The organism is Arthrobacter sp. zg-Y820 (genome assembly GCF_030142155.1).
Classification (GTDB): Bacteria; Actinomycetota; Actinomycetes; order Actinomycetales; family Micrococcaceae; genus Arthrobacter_B.
This window is the reverse complement of sequence record NZ_CP126247.1, coordinates 557,379-572,169: the sequence shown is the minus strand read 5'-3', so window position 1 is coordinate 572,169 and position 14,791 is coordinate 557,379. Positions and strand designations below refer to the sequence as shown.

General features: G+C 64.9%; 10 protein-coding genes. 9 read left to right on the top strand and 1 reads right to left on the bottom strand.

The window, feature by feature from the left end; translation table 11 throughout:
- Positions 1-27 precede the first annotated feature (27 nt).
- The 4 genes from QNO08_RS02615 (at position 28) to QNO08_RS02600 (ending at position 7,409) form a co-directional block, all read left to right on the top strand.
- On the top strand, positions 28-1,722 hold the full coding sequence (locus tag QNO08_RS02615; protein WP_229968211.1) for an HNH endonuclease signature motif containing protein: 1,695 nt from the start codon (positions 28-30) through the stop codon (positions 1,720-1,722).
- A gap of 328 nt (positions 1,723-2,050) precedes the next feature.
- Positions 2,051-5,470, top strand: coding sequence for a DEAD/DEAH box helicase (locus tag QNO08_RS02610; protein ID WP_229968209.1), 3,420 nt, complete (start codon positions 2,051-2,053; stop codon positions 5,468-5,470).
- Positions 5,471-6,144: 674 nt separating this feature from the next.
- Complete coding sequence (locus QNO08_RS02605; protein ID WP_229968205.1) at positions 6,145-6,594, top strand: MarR family winged helix-turn-helix transcriptional regulator; 450 nt, start codon at positions 6,145-6,147, stop codon at positions 6,592-6,594.
- Between the two features lie 74 nt (positions 6,595-6,668).
- Positions 6,669-7,409: a DUF4166 domain-containing protein gene (locus QNO08_RS02600; RefSeq protein WP_229968202.1), complete on the top strand. Its 741-nt coding sequence runs from the start codon at positions 6,669-6,671 to the stop codon at positions 7,407-7,409.
- A 104-nt stretch (positions 7,410-7,513) separates the two neighbouring features.
- On the opposite strand, the gene QNO08_RS02595 is transcribed toward QNO08_RS02600, so the two are convergent.
- On the bottom strand, positions 7,514-8,137 hold the full coding sequence (locus QNO08_RS02595) for an FMN reductase (protein WP_229968200.1): 624 nt from the start codon (positions 8,135-8,137) through the stop codon (positions 7,514-7,516).
- Between the two features lie 475 nt (positions 8,138-8,612).
- Here QNO08_RS02595 and uriT (QNO08_RS02590) point away from each other — a divergent pair, with 475 nt between their 5' ends.
- The 5 genes from uriT (QNO08_RS02590) (at position 8,613) to QNO08_RS02570 (ending at position 14,570) form a co-directional block, all read left to right on the top strand.
- Entirely contained in the window at positions 8,613-10,109 is a 1,497-nt protein-coding gene (gene uriT, locus QNO08_RS02590; RefSeq protein ID WP_284016156.1) for a uridine transporter UriT, read from the top strand.
- A gap of 142 nt (positions 10,110-10,251) precedes the next feature.
- A complete protein-coding gene (locus QNO08_RS02585) occupies positions 10,252-10,869 on the top strand; it encodes a GNAT family N-acetyltransferase (RefSeq protein ID WP_229968198.1) in 618 nt (205 codons plus the stop codon).
- 372 nt (positions 10,870-11,241) lie between these two features.
- Positions 11,242-12,189 carry a uridine-preferring nucleoside hydrolase UriH gene (gene uriH / locus QNO08_RS02580; RefSeq protein WP_229968196.1) on the top strand — a complete coding sequence of 316 codons (948 nt, stop codon included), beginning with the start codon at positions 11,242-11,244 and terminating at the stop codon, positions 12,187-12,189.
- The gene (gene uriT / locus QNO08_RS02575; RefSeq protein WP_284016155.1) at positions 12,186-13,610 is read left to right on the top strand and encodes a uridine transporter UriT; all 1,425 of its coding nucleotides are present in this window, start codon (positions 12,186-12,188) and stop codon (positions 13,608-13,610) included. Before uriH ends, uriT (QNO08_RS02575) begins: the two co-directional genes overlap by 4 nt.
- Before the next feature lie 45 nt (positions 13,611-13,655).
- The gene (locus tag QNO08_RS02570) at positions 13,656-14,570 is read left to right on the top strand and encodes a ribokinase (RefSeq protein WP_229968194.1); all 915 of its coding nucleotides are present in this window, start codon (positions 13,656-13,658) and stop codon (positions 14,568-14,570) included.
- The last annotated feature ends 221 nt before the right edge of the window (positions 14,571-14,791 follow it).

Sequence of the window (14,791 nt, the reverse complement as noted above, 5' to 3'; positions counted from 1 at the left end):
GTCAGTGCCGGGTGAAAGTCTTTAGTCATGGATCAGAACGGATCTTCGACCGGGACTCCCGGCACTGGCGATGACGCTGCAGCTCGCAGCCGGTTCGTCTTTGTCGCCGAGCCCGGGGTGGCCGGCAGTGATCCGGGTGATGGGTTGACCGGGTCTCTGGTCCTGCAGAATGTGGAGTCGTTGACTGAGGAGCAAACCGGGACGGTGTTGGCCCGGCTCAATCATTTGTCGCGGTGGGTGCAGGCGCAGCAGGCTCGGGTCCTGTCCCGGCTGCAGACGGTCTACGAGGACGAGACGCTATCCGTTACCGGGTTGCGGGACGCGGAGATGGCGTTCAGCCTCGCCGCGGAGGAAGCCGCAACCATTCTGGGAGTTCCCGCCGGCACGGGAAAGGCGTTGATGAGTCAGGCCGGTGATCTCTGCACCAGGAACACGGCCACCCTGAAGGCGTTGGAGTCCGGACAGATCAGTTACGGGCATGCGGAGACCCTGGTGGAGCAGTGTGTGGGCGTGGTGCCGGCTGAGTTGCCCGGGTTCGAGGCGGAGTTGCTGGGGATGGCGGCGGGCCAGACCAGAACCCAGTTCCGGGTGAAGGCGCACCGGTTGCGGGAGAAGTATTATCCGGAAACCATTGTGCAGCGGCAGGCGACGGCGTTTGAGCAGCGGACGGTGTGGGTGCGGCCGGAGCCGGACGGGATGTCCTGGATCTCGGCGTTACTGCCGGCCGAGAAAGCCCAAGCAATCTTTACTCAGCTCAGTGTTGCGGCCCGGGGAGAGCAGGCCGCCGGGGACACACGCACGGTGGATCAGTTGCGCACGGACATCCTCGCGGATCTGTTGGGCGGCCACGAGCATGAGTGCGGGGACGAGTGCAGAAACGGTGGTGGCACGGGTGCCGGGGGCAAGAAGGGTAAGGGCCGTCGTAAGGGATCCGGCTCCGGCAGGGGTGCCAGCAGTGAAGGTAAGGGTTCCGGTTCCGGCAAGGGGTTCGGGTCCTGTCGTATTGGCCATGGTCCCCGGGCGCGGACGGAGATTCTGGTGCTGATCAATGCTGAAACCCTCTTCGGTGCCGATGATCAGCCGGCGGAACTGAACGGATATGGGCCGATCAGTCCCGTAACGGCTCGGCGGATGGCCCGCGAGGCCATGAAATGGACACCGGTGGAACGCGATCCGGACACCGAAGAGATCCTGCGGGTCGGGAAACGGCGGAAGGTTCCCGATGGATTGAAGCGGGTTTTGCGGGTGCGGGACGGAACCTGCCGGTTCCCGGGCTGCCGGACCAACGCGGTAATTTCCGAGATCGACCACACCAAACCGTGGGCTCAGGGCGGGCCGACTGATCATGACAATCTGGAGCATTTGTGCCGGCGGCATCACATGTTCAAAACCGAAGGGTTCTGGAAAGCCAGGCAGCCTCGTCCCGGGGTGATTGAGTGGACCTCACCGGGCGGCAGGTGTTACCGCACCGAACCGCAACTGAGCCTGTCCCGGGAAACCGGTAAGGGCTCTCAGGAAACCTGTGATGGTGCCAGCGGACTGCAAGCGGGTATCAAGGCGAATGGTGGCCAGGCGAATGGCGGAGGCGACGCGGCGGGCATTGATCCATCACGGGCCAATGATGCCGGTGCTCCAAGCGCCCCCGGCGATCCGAGTGCTCCAAGTGCTCCAAGTGCTCCAGATGATCCAGACGGCTACGGAGACAACCCGCCGCCCTTCTAGACGCCCCACCCGCTTCCATAGGCGTCAGCCCTTCACGGCTTCCATACGTGCCAGACCTTCCCCGCTTCCATAGGCGCCAGCCCTTCAGGAACGGGTCGCGGTTCGGCAGCGAAGCCATGCCTCACGATTCCAACGCTCTCGAACGAAGCCCACTTCTCGGAACCGCTCGGAACCGAGGGAAGACGCAGACCACGCCATTGTGATCTGCGCTGTCCACGATGCTAGCGAGATTCGCGCCGCTTTGCAGGAACACGCCTGGATACGGATGCTCATCTGTCTTCAGGACACCCGTCGCGGAAGTGTCGGGAGTGCGTGAGACGATAAATTCATGCCTTCCTCCCCGCCTCTCATCGATGTCACCGACATCATCCGCGTCGTGGGCGGCGCGGCCTTCCAACGCGGACAGACGTACGCCAAGGGCGGCGCGGTGGACACACTGGAATGGGATCCGCAGGCCGAAGTGCTCCGGGCAAAAGTCCGCGGACACTCCTCCGTTCCGTATCGGATAATGCTGCAGTTGGGCGAAAAGCGGCAGGGCGACTACCGGCTGCTGGACAACCACTGCAGCTGCCCGGTGGGCTTCGACTGCAAGCACGTGGCCGCCGTCGCGCTCCAAAGCAATACCGACCATTTGCTGGCGCGGCAGGAATTCATCCGCCCCGGCACGCCGGGCTCGGGCGGCACACCGGGCAAACCAACGGTCCCGGCGTGGCAGGAGTCGCTGCAGACATTGATCGACGCCGACCTTGAGGCCCTGACCGGCAGCACCCCGGCGGCAGCCACTCCGCTGGCCCTGCAGTTTGAGGTGCGGACGTCCGACGCCGGAATGAGCGCCCGCTGGGGAGCACCGGCACCCCGCAGCGCACACCGGGCCACCTCGTTCCGGCTGGGAGTGCGCCCCGTGGTCCGCAATACCAAGGGCAACTGGGTGAAAAACAATCTGGCCTGGAGCAACATTTCCTACCAGACCTATGGTTTGAAGCTGAATCCGGAGCAGCACCGCTGGTTTTCGCAGTTCCCCGCCCTGCACCGCTCGAACGGGGTGAGCTACTTCGGCCAGAACGATTCCTGGCTGTACCTGGACGACTTCTCCAATCCGCTCCTGTGGCAGCTGCTCGAAGAGGCCCGGCGGATTGGCGTGGAATTTGTTGGCACCAAGAAAGACACAACGGTCCAGCTGGGGCAACGGGCGGCGTTGTCACTCGATGTCCGGGCCACGGAACCGGGCACCTCGGCTCCGCTGCAGCTGCTGCCGGTACTGAAAATTGACGGCCAGCCCTTTCCCACGGATGCCGCCGGTCTCATTGCCGGACACGGCATTTATGTGCGCAGCCCGGAAAACGTCATCACGCTGGCGCCCACAGCCCGTCCGCTCACCGACCAGGACAAGGGCCTCCTGCTCAAGGGTGCACCCGTTCTGATCCCCGAAGATGACGCCCCGGTGTTTTTGGAGAAGTTCTATCCCAAGCTCCGCCAGGTCCTGCCAGTGACCAGCAGCGACAACTCGGTTGAATTCCCCGAGATTTCCCCGCCCCTGCTGGTGCTCACCGCGTCCTTCCAGCCTGATGACTCGCTGTTCCTGGATTGGGAATGGGAGTACCGGCAGGGAGACGACATCACGCGCATCCCGCTGGGCACCCGAGCGGATCCGGCGGCAGGCTACCGCGACATGGTCTCCGAAGCGGATCTGCTCACCGCCGTCGGCAAGGTCCTCGGATCGGTGCCCCGCAGCCGCTCATACTCGGGCATCGACACCGCAGAGTTCACTGAATACCTGCTGCCCAAAATCGAAAAGGTCGACGGCGTCCGGGTGGACGTCATCGGCGAGCGCCCCGACTACCGCGAGCTGACCAGCGTTCCGGAGCTGCGGATCACCACGGTGGAGACCGAGCGCCGCGACTGGTTCGACCTCGGCATCATGATCACCGTGGACGGCCGGCTCGTGCCGTTCGCAGAGGTTTTCAAGGCCCTCTCCCAGGGCAAGACCAAACTCCTGCTCCCCGACCGCACCTACTTGTCGCTGGACCGGCCCGAATTCGCCCAGCTCCACGCACTGCTTGAGGAAACTGAGGGGCTGCAGGAGTGGGAAACCGGCGAACTGTCCATCAGCAGATATCAGGCCGGGCTGTGGTCGGAGCTGGAGGAACTGGCGGAGGAGACCGAGCAGGCAGCCGCGTGGCGCGCCTCGGTCACCGGGTTGCTGGAACTGGATTCCGTGGCACAGGTTACGCTGCCGGCCGGACTGCACGCTGAGCTTCGCCCCTACCAGACGGAGGGCTACAACTGGCTGGCCTTCCTCTGGAAACACGGGCTCGGGGGAATCCTGGCTGATGACATGGGCCTGGGCAAGACCCTGCAAACGCTGGCACTGCTGGCCCACGCCCGGGAACAGACAGCGAAGCACGACGACGGCGTCCCGGCGTCGGGCGCCGACGCCTCCCCGAGTGCCACGAGTGCCACGGGTGCCACCACTTCCACCGGTGCCACGGCCACAGCCACCCCCGCACCCCGCCGCCCCTTCCTCGTGGTGGCACCCACCTCGGTGGTGCCCAATTGGCTCTCCGAAGCGGCCCGCTTCACCCCGGGCCTGCGCACTGTTGCCATTCCCGACACCACCGCTAAATCCAAGGTGCCGCTGGCGGAGCTGACCGCTGACGTCGACCTTGTGATCACCTCCTATGCGGTGTTCCGGCTGGATTTTGCCTCCTACCGCGATTTGGAGTGGGACGGGCTGATCCTCGACGAGGCGCAGTTCGTCAAAAACCGAACCACCCGCGCCCATCAGTGCGCCCGCGACCTGAAGGCACCGTTCAAGCTGGCGATTACCGGCACACCGATGGAAAACAACCTGCTGGAGCTGTGGAGCCTGTTCGCCATTGTGGCGCCGGGCCTGTTTCCGTCGGCCCGGAAGTTCATTGAGGAATACCAGCGCCCCATTGAACGCGGCGAAGACTCCAAGCTGCTCGCCCGGATGCGCCGCCGCATCAGGCCCCTCCTGATGCGGCGCACCAAGGAAGCCGTGGCCAAGGACCTGCCCGAAAAGCAGGAGCAGGTCCTGGAAGTCGAGTTGAGCCCGAAGCATCGCAAGATCTACGAGATGCATCTGCAGCGCGAGCGGCAGAAGCTGCTGGGCCTGATCAAGGACCTGGACCGGAACCGGATGATCGTGTTCCGTTCCCTGACCCTGCTGCGGATGTTGAGCCTTGACGCCTCGCTGGTGGACGACGACTACGCCGGAGTGCCCTCGGCCAAACTCGATGCCCTCTTCGAACAGCTCGAAGACGTCACCGCGGAAGGCCACCGCGCCCTGATCTTCAGCCAGTTCACCTCCTTCCTCAAGAAGGCTGCCGAGCGGCTGGATGCGGCCGGCATCCCCTATGCCTATCTGGACGGCTCCACCCGGGACCGCGGTGCCGTCATCAACTCCTTCAAGGACGGCGAGGCGCCAGTGTTCCTCATCAGCCTCAAGGCCGGTGGTTTCGGCCTGAACCTGACCGAGGCTGACTACGTGTTCCTGCTCGATCCGTGGTGGAATCCGGCCGCCGAATCCCAGGCCGTGGACCGCACGCACCGGATCGGACAAACCCGCAACGTCATGGTCTACCGGATGGTGGCCCGCGGAACCATCGAGGAAAAGGTGATGGCGCTGAAGGAGCAGAAGGCAAAACTGTTCAGTTCGGTGATGGACGACGACGCCGTGTTCAGCTCCGCGCTCACTGCGGAGGACATCCGGTCCCTGCTCGACTGACGCCGGCTCACCCGCTGGCGCCGGCTCACCCGCTGGCGCTGACTCACCCGCTGACGCCGGCTCACCGGCTAACGCTGATGCGAGACCGCCCGGTATGAATTTCCGCACGCCTGCTCCCGCTCGCAGCCTCCAGAATCCGCGCCATGACGGGCGAGAACGGTGTTCCCACGACCCCGGACCGGTTCCCGACACGATTAATCTGGGAGTCAGGACCCGCCGTCATCGGGAAAGGACTATGAGCACCCAGGAATCAACCCTCATCCATCCACAGGATGTGACCGTCAAGGATGAAGATGATCTCGTGCATGTTTTCTGCACGCCCTGCAAGCGCCGGGCGATGCACCATGCGCAACGGCCCAGACCATACTGTGGAAAGTCGATGCCGAACCGTCCCCTGCGGGATGACAACGGCCAGCTGCCCCTCTGCGCTGTGTGCGTGGACCTCGCCCGTTCCGCCCCCTGCCCGCGCTGCGGCATGCGCGCCCGGATCTGACAGTAGTTCCCGGTCCGGCGCCGCGGTTCAGGATCCGACACAGCAGTTCCCGATCCGACACAGCAGTTCCGGATCCGAGACAGTGCTCCCGGAATACCAGGGGTTCCCGCAGGAATTCGAATCGTTCAGTGAACCCGGATTGCCCATTCCGTGAACCGGAATTGATTTGTACAGTGGGGTGATGGCTACTGACGAACGTCCCATCGGATTCTGGCTCAAACTCGTGGACCAACTGGTTGATGACCAATTTGGAGCCAGTTTCGAAGAACACGGCGTCACCCGGAGGCAGTGGCAGATGATGAATCTGCTGACCGACGGTCCCGCTTCCGAGAAGCAGCTGACCGACGGCCTGAGGCCCTACTTTCCCGTCGTGGAGACCGGCACCTCGGTGGAGCTGATTGAAGAACTGCGCGAAAGCGGCTGGGTGGCGTTGGAAGAGGACGAGTACCAGCTGACCGATCTGGGGCGCCGCAGCTTGGAAAACCTGCGCGGCGCCGTCGAGCGCATCCGGGAACAACTCACGGAGAACGTCTCGGAGGACGAATACATGGCACTCGTTGCAGTGCTGCAGCGCATGGCCACCAACCTCGGATGGGACGACACGAAAGAACAGCCGCCGGTCCCGTCCTGAGTGCTTTTCAGCTCCCGCGTCCCGCGTCGGCGCCGCAGGCTCCCCACAGGCCGCCGTCGGGTTAGGATTCCGGCATGGCGAGCCGAGCTGCGAGGCAGATTTATGTGGAGACACTCGGCGCTGCCGGCGTGAAGGCGTCCATCTTCCGGCAGGCGCTGGGCACCGACTTCGACCGGTTGCATCCGATGCTCCAGCGCCGTTTCGGCGTGGATCCGTCCGGCGGCTACGCCTGCTTAGGCCGCGGTGTCTTTACCGAGGTCCGCCGCGGCGCGTGGTGGACCGTGCCGTTCCTGAGATTCGGTGCGTTCCGCAACATCCTCTTTCCCGACCGCGGGATAAATGTCCCGTTCACCGTGGAGAACTATCCCTACATCGACGGTTTCGGCCGGCCCACGGTCACCTTTGTCCGCACCCTTGAAGTCCGCCCCGGCAGGCGCCGGCGGTTCGACGCCACAATGGTCTACAGCCCGGCCCGCGGTGCCGTCGTCGACTATCTGGGCACCCACCAGCACCTGGCCACCGATCTGAAGCTAAACGTGCGCGACGACGGGTCGCTGCACCTGCGGTCGACAGCTCTGCGCTTTCACGAGGGCCCGGCCAGCTTCACCGTGCCCGCGTTCCTGACCGGCAGCGCGGATCTGTACGAGTCGTTCGACGATTCCCGCCGGGTCTTCACCATCCAGCTGCAGGTGAGGAACCCGCTGTTTGGATTCCTGTTCGGCTATCGCGGAGAATTCACCTGCGACTTCCCCGCCGTGACCGCGGCGGACGTTCCTCTGCATCTCAAGCCGCAGCGGGAGGACATCAGGGACTAAGCGTCCGATAACGCCTTGCAGCGCCGCTGCATCCGGGCTGCCCGAACTGCCCGACTGCCCGACTGTCCGACTGTCCGACTGTCCGACTGTCCGACTGCCCGAACCTACCCCCGCTGGGTCTGGGCCAGCAACTGCTCAAACGGCAGCGAAACCAGCGGGTCGGGACGCGCTGCTGGCTGCTGTTCCCCGAACAGCGCAACGAGCTCGGAGGCTGCCCGGCGGACGCGAGAATCCAGCGTCGCCGTCTCAGCATCCCCGGATCCCCAGTCCTCCGGAGCCGCATACACCGCAGTCGGCGTGGCCCTGGCGCGCAGATAGCTGAACATCGGCCGCATCGCGTAGTCCAGGACCATGGAGTGCCGGGCACTGCCGCCGGTCGCACCGAGGATCACGGGCTTGCCGTCGAGCGCAGTGTTGTCGATGACGTCGAAGAATGACTTGAACAGGCCGCTCATGGAAGCGGTGAACACCGGAGTCACGGCGATGAGGGCATCAGCCTCGCTGACCGCCGCGATGAGGGCGTCCAACTTTGGCGGTGCGTAGCCGGCCACCATGGTGTTGGCGATGTCCACTGCGTACTCGCGCAGTTCGAACGTGCTCACCGAAGCCCGGGCACCGGACGTTTCGAAAGCCTGACGCGCGGCCCCTGCCAACTGATCGGCCAGCATCCGGCTCGACGACGGGACTCCCAGCCCAGCGGTAACGACTACGATCCTGCGATCCGCCATTTCGGCGACCTCCTCGGTTGTTGCATGCGTTTGCATTTACATCAACCGCCCTGGGACTGCCGGTTATTCCCGTGGGATGCAAATCATAGAGCTGCGGCACCCTGCAGGCAAATCAGCTCCCCCGAGCCGTTGAGCGGAAAACCTTCCGGAAAAATCGCGGCTTCAAACGCCGATATCGTTAACGCAGTGCCCATCTCTGTAGACCCCTTTCGGGGGTCAGTGCTGCCGTGGTTTTCGTTTGCCGGCCCCGATTCATTCTGGTTCCGCCGCCGTGATACCCCGCAACATCTCAGTGATGGCCGTCCACCGCTTCCCGCTCAGCGGGGAGCTATCCGACTCTCTGATCCTGGGCACGGCGGTGGCGGATTTCCGTGCGCCGGTGCCCGGAACTGCAAGACTTCCGTGGCCGTCGACCTGAATTCCTCGAACGTCTGGAATCTGGTTGCGCCCGCAAACGAATTGGTGAGGTAGACCTGTGAGTGAAACAACCCAACGCCGCGTAAACGTGGCCGCGCTGATGACGGCGTTGCTGGCCGCCTGCATGGCCTTCCAGCTGAACGCCTCAATGCTTTCCCCCGCCCTGGTCACCATCGAAGAGGAACTGAACACCACCTCTGCGGCCGTAGCCCTGACCCAGACGGCGTTCTTCACGTCCGCGGCCCTGTTCTCCCTGTTCCTGCCGCGGCTCGGCGACATCATCGGCCGCAAGAAGGTCCTCGCCGGAATGATGGTGGTCCTGACCCTCGGCTCCGTTCTGGCAGCGCTGGCGCCGAGCGTCGAGGTACTGTTCCTCGCCCGCCTGATCCAGGGTGTCTCCGGACCGACCGTTGCGCTGTCCATGATCATGCTGCGCGTGGAGGTCCGCGAGCCGAAACGCTTCGGAACGCTCATGGGTGTCATCGCCGCGGTCAACGGCGGCATCGCCGGCGTCGACGCCATTGCCGGCGGTTACCTGGCGCAGAACCACGGCTTTGCCTCGGTCTTCTGGGCCATGGCCGTTGTCGGCGTCATCGCTTCCGCGATGGTTATCTCCACGGCACCCGAATCGATGGCCGTGAAGAAGGAAAAAATGGACTGGGTGGGCGTCATTCCGCTGGTCATCTCGGTGGGCACCCTGTTGACCGCGTTCAACGAGGCCGGCAAGCTGTCGGAAGCCAACTGGATGCTGGTGGCCGGACTGATCGTCATCTCCGCCGTCGCGTTCGCCGTCTTCTGGAAGGTGGAAAACCGCAGCGACCATCCCCTGATCGCGACGCATCTGCTCAAGCAGCGCTCCACCTGGGCCCTGCTGCTGACCACCCTGCTGACCATGACCGGTGTCTTCGCCGTCATGAACGGCATCATCCCCGCCCTCGCTCAGGACGGCGTCATTGGCTTCGGCATGGGCGCCGAGGAATCCGCCTGGTGGACCATCACCCCGTACGCCCTCGCAGGTCTGGTCATTGGACCGTTTGCCGGCCGCCTCGCGGGCAGCTGGGGCTACGCCAAGGTGCTGCGCATCGGCACGATCGGCTCCGTCATCGCCCTGGCCCTGATGCTCCTGGTGGTCGACAGCGATTCCCGCCTGGGCCTCCTGGCCATCTCGGTGCTGATCGGCATCACCTACGCCGGCATCGGCAACGTCATGCTCAGCGGCCTGGGCGTGATGCTCTCCCCGAAGGAGAACCCCGGCTTCCTGCCGGGCCTGAACGCTGGAGCGTTCAACCTGGGTGCCGGCCTGAGCTTCGCAGTGATCTACGCCGCGCAGACGGCGACCACCACTGCGGACGGCTCCGGCACTGAAGGCTACTACGGCGGCATCATTGCCGGCGCAGTCATTCTGGCGCTGGCCCTGGCCGTTTCCTTCCTGATCCCCAAGCCGGCCGACGCCGAGGCCAGCTCCGACGCCGAACTCAACGACGCCGCGATCAACACCGGAGAAAACAGCACCGCCGCACCGGCAACAGCCGACGCCGCACCCGCCGTCCGCTGACGCCCTCCGTCCGCTGACATTCCGTCCGGCTGGCATCCCAGTCCGCTGGCATCCGAGACACTGCAGGGCAGCCTTCACAGCTGCCTCGTCACAGAGTGCCTCGTCAGCGGTCCGACGGCGGTGCCCGGCTTAGGCTGTTCCCATGAGTGAACAGCCCGCCTCCGCACCGCCGTCGTTCCTCTCATCCGTCATGCTCACGGGCGCGAACGTGATTCTGGAGCCGCTGTCCGCCCTTCACATCCCCGAACTGGCCGAGGCCGTCCGGGACGGCGAGCTGTGGAACACCTGGTACACCCGCATCCCGGCGCCGTCGGAGATGGCCCGCGACGTCGAAGCCCGGCTGGCGCAGCATGAGGCAGGGTCGGCGGTGTCCTGGGCCATCCGGCGCACGGACACCGGCGCGGTCTGCGGCATGACCACATACCTCAACATCCGGGCCGAGCACCGCCGGCTGGAGATCGGCTCCACCTGGCTGGCGGCCAGCGCCCAGCGCACACAGATCAACACCGAGGCCAAGCTCCTGCTGCTCACCCGGGCGTTCGAGGACCTGGACTGCATCGCGGTGGAATTCCGCACCCATTGGCACAACCACCAGTCCCGCGCGGCCATCGCCCGGCTGGGCGCAAAGCAGGACGGCGTGCTGCGCAACCATGATGTTTGGCGCGACGGGACGCTGCGCGACACCGTCGTCTTCTCGATTATCAACAGCGAATGGCCCACGGTTCGGCTCGCCCTGACTTCCCGGCTGGACCGCGCATAGGACATCCTTAAAGGACAGGTCCGGGCGCCGCAGATTCGCCGGGCCACCAGCGCTGCAGCGCATAGGTTAAGCGCCGTCCCGGCAGGACGCAAATCAGCCGCAGCGGCAGCGCGATCGGGTGGCAGCCACGGAAATCGCGAGGTAAAAATCGTCGCTATCTTTAATGCAAGTGCCCGCCCCTTCCGGGGCCAGTGCCGCCCTTCGTACCGTTTTCCGGCCCCCGCCTGATCCCGTTCCGCTGCGTGCCGCACTCCGCCGTGGCCCGGACCGTACCGCATCGTTGCGACCCATGGAACGGAACCGCCAGGACGGGGCACTGCACCACCGGGACCCGCGGTCCCTTAGCTAGAACCTCAACGAAGCGGAGATGCAATGCCCACCAAAATCATCCTGGACTGCGATCCCGGTCATGATGATGCGGTCGCCCTGCTGCTGGCCCACGGCAGCCCGGAGATCGACCTGCTGGCGGTGACGACCGTCGTCGGAAACCAGACGTTGGAAAAGGTGACCCGCAACGCGCTGGCAATTGCCCGTGTTGCAAATATCACAAACGTTCCCTTCGCTGCAGGCAGTGCGCGCCCGCTCGTACGGACCATTGAAAACGCCCCTGACATCCACGGCGAATCCGGCATGGACGGCCCCGAGTTGCCCGAACCGGCCATTGAATTGGATCCGCGGCACGCGGTGGACCTGATCATCGACACCGTGATGGCCCACGACCCCGGAACCATCACCCTGGTCCCCACCGGCGGGCTGACCAACATCGCCCTGGCCGTGCGCAAGGAACCGCGGATCGCCGAGCGCGTGAAGGAAGTTGTCCTCATGGGCGGCGGCTACCACGTGGGCAACTGGTCTGCTGTGGCCGAGTTCAACATCAAAATCGATCCCGAAGCCGCTCACATCGTCTTCAACGAGAAGTGGCCGCTGACCATGGTCGGCCTGGACCTGACGCATCAGGCACTGGCCACCGACGAGGTCGCCGAGCGCATCGCCGCGGTGGGCACCAAGCCCGCCAAGTTTGTCGGGGAACTCCTCGAATTCTTTGGACACGCCTACAAGGACGCGCAGGGCTTTGATTTCCCTCCCGTCCACGACCCGTGCGCCGTCGCGTACGTCATCGACCGATCGGTCATGACCACACAGCGCGTTCCGCTGGACGTGGAGCTGACCGGCACCCTGACCCTGGGCATGACGGTGGCGGATTTCCGCGCGCCGGCGCCCGCTGACTGCAACACCTCCGTAGCCGTCGACCTGGATCACCAGAAGTTCTGGGACCTGGTCGTGGATGCCCTGAAGCGAATTGGTGAGGTGGACCTGTGAGTGAAACATCCCAGCGCCGCGTAAACGTGGCCGTACTGATGACGGCGCTGCTGGCCGCCTGCGTGGCGTTCCAGCTGAACGCCTCCATGCTCTCCCCCGCCCTCGTCACCATCGAAGAGGAACTGAACACGACCTCCGCTGCCGTGGGCCTGACCCAGACGGCGTTCTTCACGTCCGCAGCCCTGTTCTCCCTGTTCCTGCCGCGGCTCGGCGACATCATCGGCCGCAAGAAGGTCCTCGGCGGCATGCTCGTGGTCCTGACCATCGGCTCCGTGGTGGCAGCGCTGGCACCGAGCATCGAAGTGCTGTTCATCGCGCGCCTGATCCAGGGCGTCTCCGGGCCCGTGGTTCCGCTGGCCCTGATCATGCTGCGTGTGGAGGTCCGCGAGCCGAAGCTGTACGGCACGCTCATGGGTGTCATCACTGCGGTCAACGGCGGCATCGCCGGCGTCGATGCCGTTGCCGGCGGTTACCTGGCGCAAAACTACGGCTTTGCCTCGGTCTTCTGGGCCATGGCGATTGTCGGCGCCATTGCCTCAGCTCTGCTGATCTTCCTGGCGCCCGAGTCCACGGCCGCGAAAAAGGAAAAGATGGACTGGGTGGGCGTTGTTCCCCTCGTCATCTCGGTGGGCTCCCTGCTGACCGCCTTCAACGAGGCCGGCAAGCTGGCGGACGCCAACTGGGCGCTCGTGGCCGGACTGATCGTCATCTCCGTCATCACCTTCGCCGTCTTCTGGAAGGTGGAAAACCGCAGCGACCATCCCCTGGTGGCCACCCATCTGCTCAAGCAGCGCTCCACCTGGGCCCTGCTGCTGACCACCCTGCTAACCATGACCGGCGTCTTTGCGGTCATGAACGGCATCATCCCGGCCCTCGCGCAGGACGGCGTTGTGGGCTTTGGCCTGGGCGCCGAGGAATCCGCCTGGTGGACCCTGACGCCTTACGCCATCGCGGGCCTGGTCATTGGGCCGTTTGCCGGCCGCCTGGCCGCCAGTTGGGGATACGGCAAGGTGCTGCGGATCGGCATGATCGGCTCCGTCATCGCCCTGTCGCTGATGCTTCTGGTGGTGGGCAGCGATTCCAAGCTGGGCCTGCTGGGTGTCTCGGTGCTGATCGGCATCACCTACGCCGGCATCGGCAACATCATGCTCAACGGCCTGGGCATCGTGCTCTCCCCGAAGGAGAACCCCGGCTTCCTGCCGGGCCTGAACGCTGGAGCGTTCAACCTGGGTGCGGGCCTGAGCTTCGCAGTGATCTACGCTGTCAAGACAGCCACCACCACTGCGGACGGCTCCGGCACCGAAGGCTACTACGGCGGTATTATTGCCGGTCTGGTCATCCTGGTTTTGGCTCTGGCCGCATCCTTCCTGATCCCCAAGCCGGTGGACGCTGAAGTTACCGTCGACGCCGGCAACCGCTGATCCCGTCCGCCACCTGATCCCTGCCTCCCAAGGAGAATCCCCCGCATGACCGCCGGAAAAGTTGTAGTTGTAGGGTCGCTCAACGCTGACCTGACCGTCCGCACCGATCGCTTCCCCTCCCCCGGAGAAACCCTCAACGGCTCGGAACTGGTCATCGTTCCGGGCGGGAAAAGCGCCAACCAGGCCGCTGCAGCTGCAATCCTCGGAGCTGACGTGCGCTTGTTCGGCGCCGTGGGTGCCGACGGGCACGGCGATCTCCTGCTGAAGGCTGCGGCGGACGCCGGAGTGGACGCCTCGCGGGTGATGCGCCGTCCGGACACCGCGACGGGCACGGCGATGATTGTGGTCGACGCCGCCGGGGAGAACACGATCATCGTTTCCCCCGGCGCCAACGGCACGGTCACCGGCGCCGAGCTTCCGGGAGACCTGTTCGACGACGCCGCTGTGCTCTGCCTGAGCCTGGAGGTTCCGCTGGCAGCCGTGGTCGCGGCCGCCCAGGCAGGGCACGACGCCGGCGCCACAGTGCTGCTGAACCTCTCGCCCTACCGTGAGGTTCCCGCCGAGCTGCTGGCGCTGACCGATGTGCTGCTGGTCAATGCCCATGAAGCGGCGCAGGTTTCCGGTCTGGCCGATCCGGCCGCGGATTGGGAAGCAGTCATCGGCGCATTTGCGCGGCTGGGGATCTCCCGGGCCGTGATCACTCTGGGCGGAGACGGCGCCGTCGTGCTTGACGGCACGGTTTCCGGGCCGGACCGGATTGTCGCAGCAGCCCCGACGCGGGTCACGGCGGTGGACACCACCGGCTGCGGGGATGCCTTTACAGCAGCCACCGCTGCCCGGCTGGCTGCCGGTGATCCGCTGCCCGCCGCCGCAGAGTTCGCGGCCCGGGCCGGTGCACTGGCCGCGACCCTGCCGGGTGCGCAATCCTCCTACACAGCGCTGCTGGAGCTCACCCGCTAGGAACAGAGCAAGGGACCCGCAGATCGACAACGAGAGGGCTGGAATTGGCTTTATGCCTTTTCCGGCCCTCTCGTTTGTTTAGTTCAGCCTTAGGGACCAGATTCCTGGCGCTTATTGCTGAATCCCCGCCTTGGGATCGAGGCGGTCCGGATACGTCCCGGCTAGGGTAGCTAACAATGCGGCAAAAATATGCCGCAGTATCAGCCAGCTTTTAGGGGAAA

Coding starts and splice junctions, on each gene's coding strand:
- QNO08_RS02605 (WP_229968205.1), top strand. CDS start 6,145: ATGGCTACTGACGAACGTCCCATCGGATTCTGGCTCAAACTCGTGGAC.
- QNO08_RS02585 (WP_229968198.1), top strand. CDS start 10,252: ATGAGTGAACAGCCCGCCTCCGCACCGCCGTCGTTCCTCTCATCCGTC.
- uriH (WP_229968196.1), top strand. CDS start 11,242: ATGCCCACCAAAATCATCCTGGACTGCGATCCCGGTCATGATGATGCG.
- QNO08_RS02570 (WP_229968194.1), top strand. CDS start 13,656: ATGACCGCCGGAAAAGTTGTAGTTGTAGGGTCGCTCAACGCTGACCTG.
- QNO08_RS02610 (WP_229968209.1), top strand. CDS start 2,051: ATGCCTTCCTCCCCGCCTCTCATCGATGTCACCGACATCATCCGCGTC.
- QNO08_RS02615 (WP_229968211.1), top strand. CDS start 28: ATGGATCAGAACGGATCTTCGACCGGGACTCCCGGCACTGGCGATGAC.
- QNO08_RS02600 (WP_229968202.1), top strand. CDS start 6,669: ATGGCGAGCCGAGCTGCGAGGCAGATTTATGTGGAGACACTCGGCGCT.
- QNO08_RS02595 (WP_229968200.1), bottom strand. CDS start 8,137: ATGGCGGATCGCAGGATCGTAGTCGTTACCGCTGGGCTGGGAGTCCCG.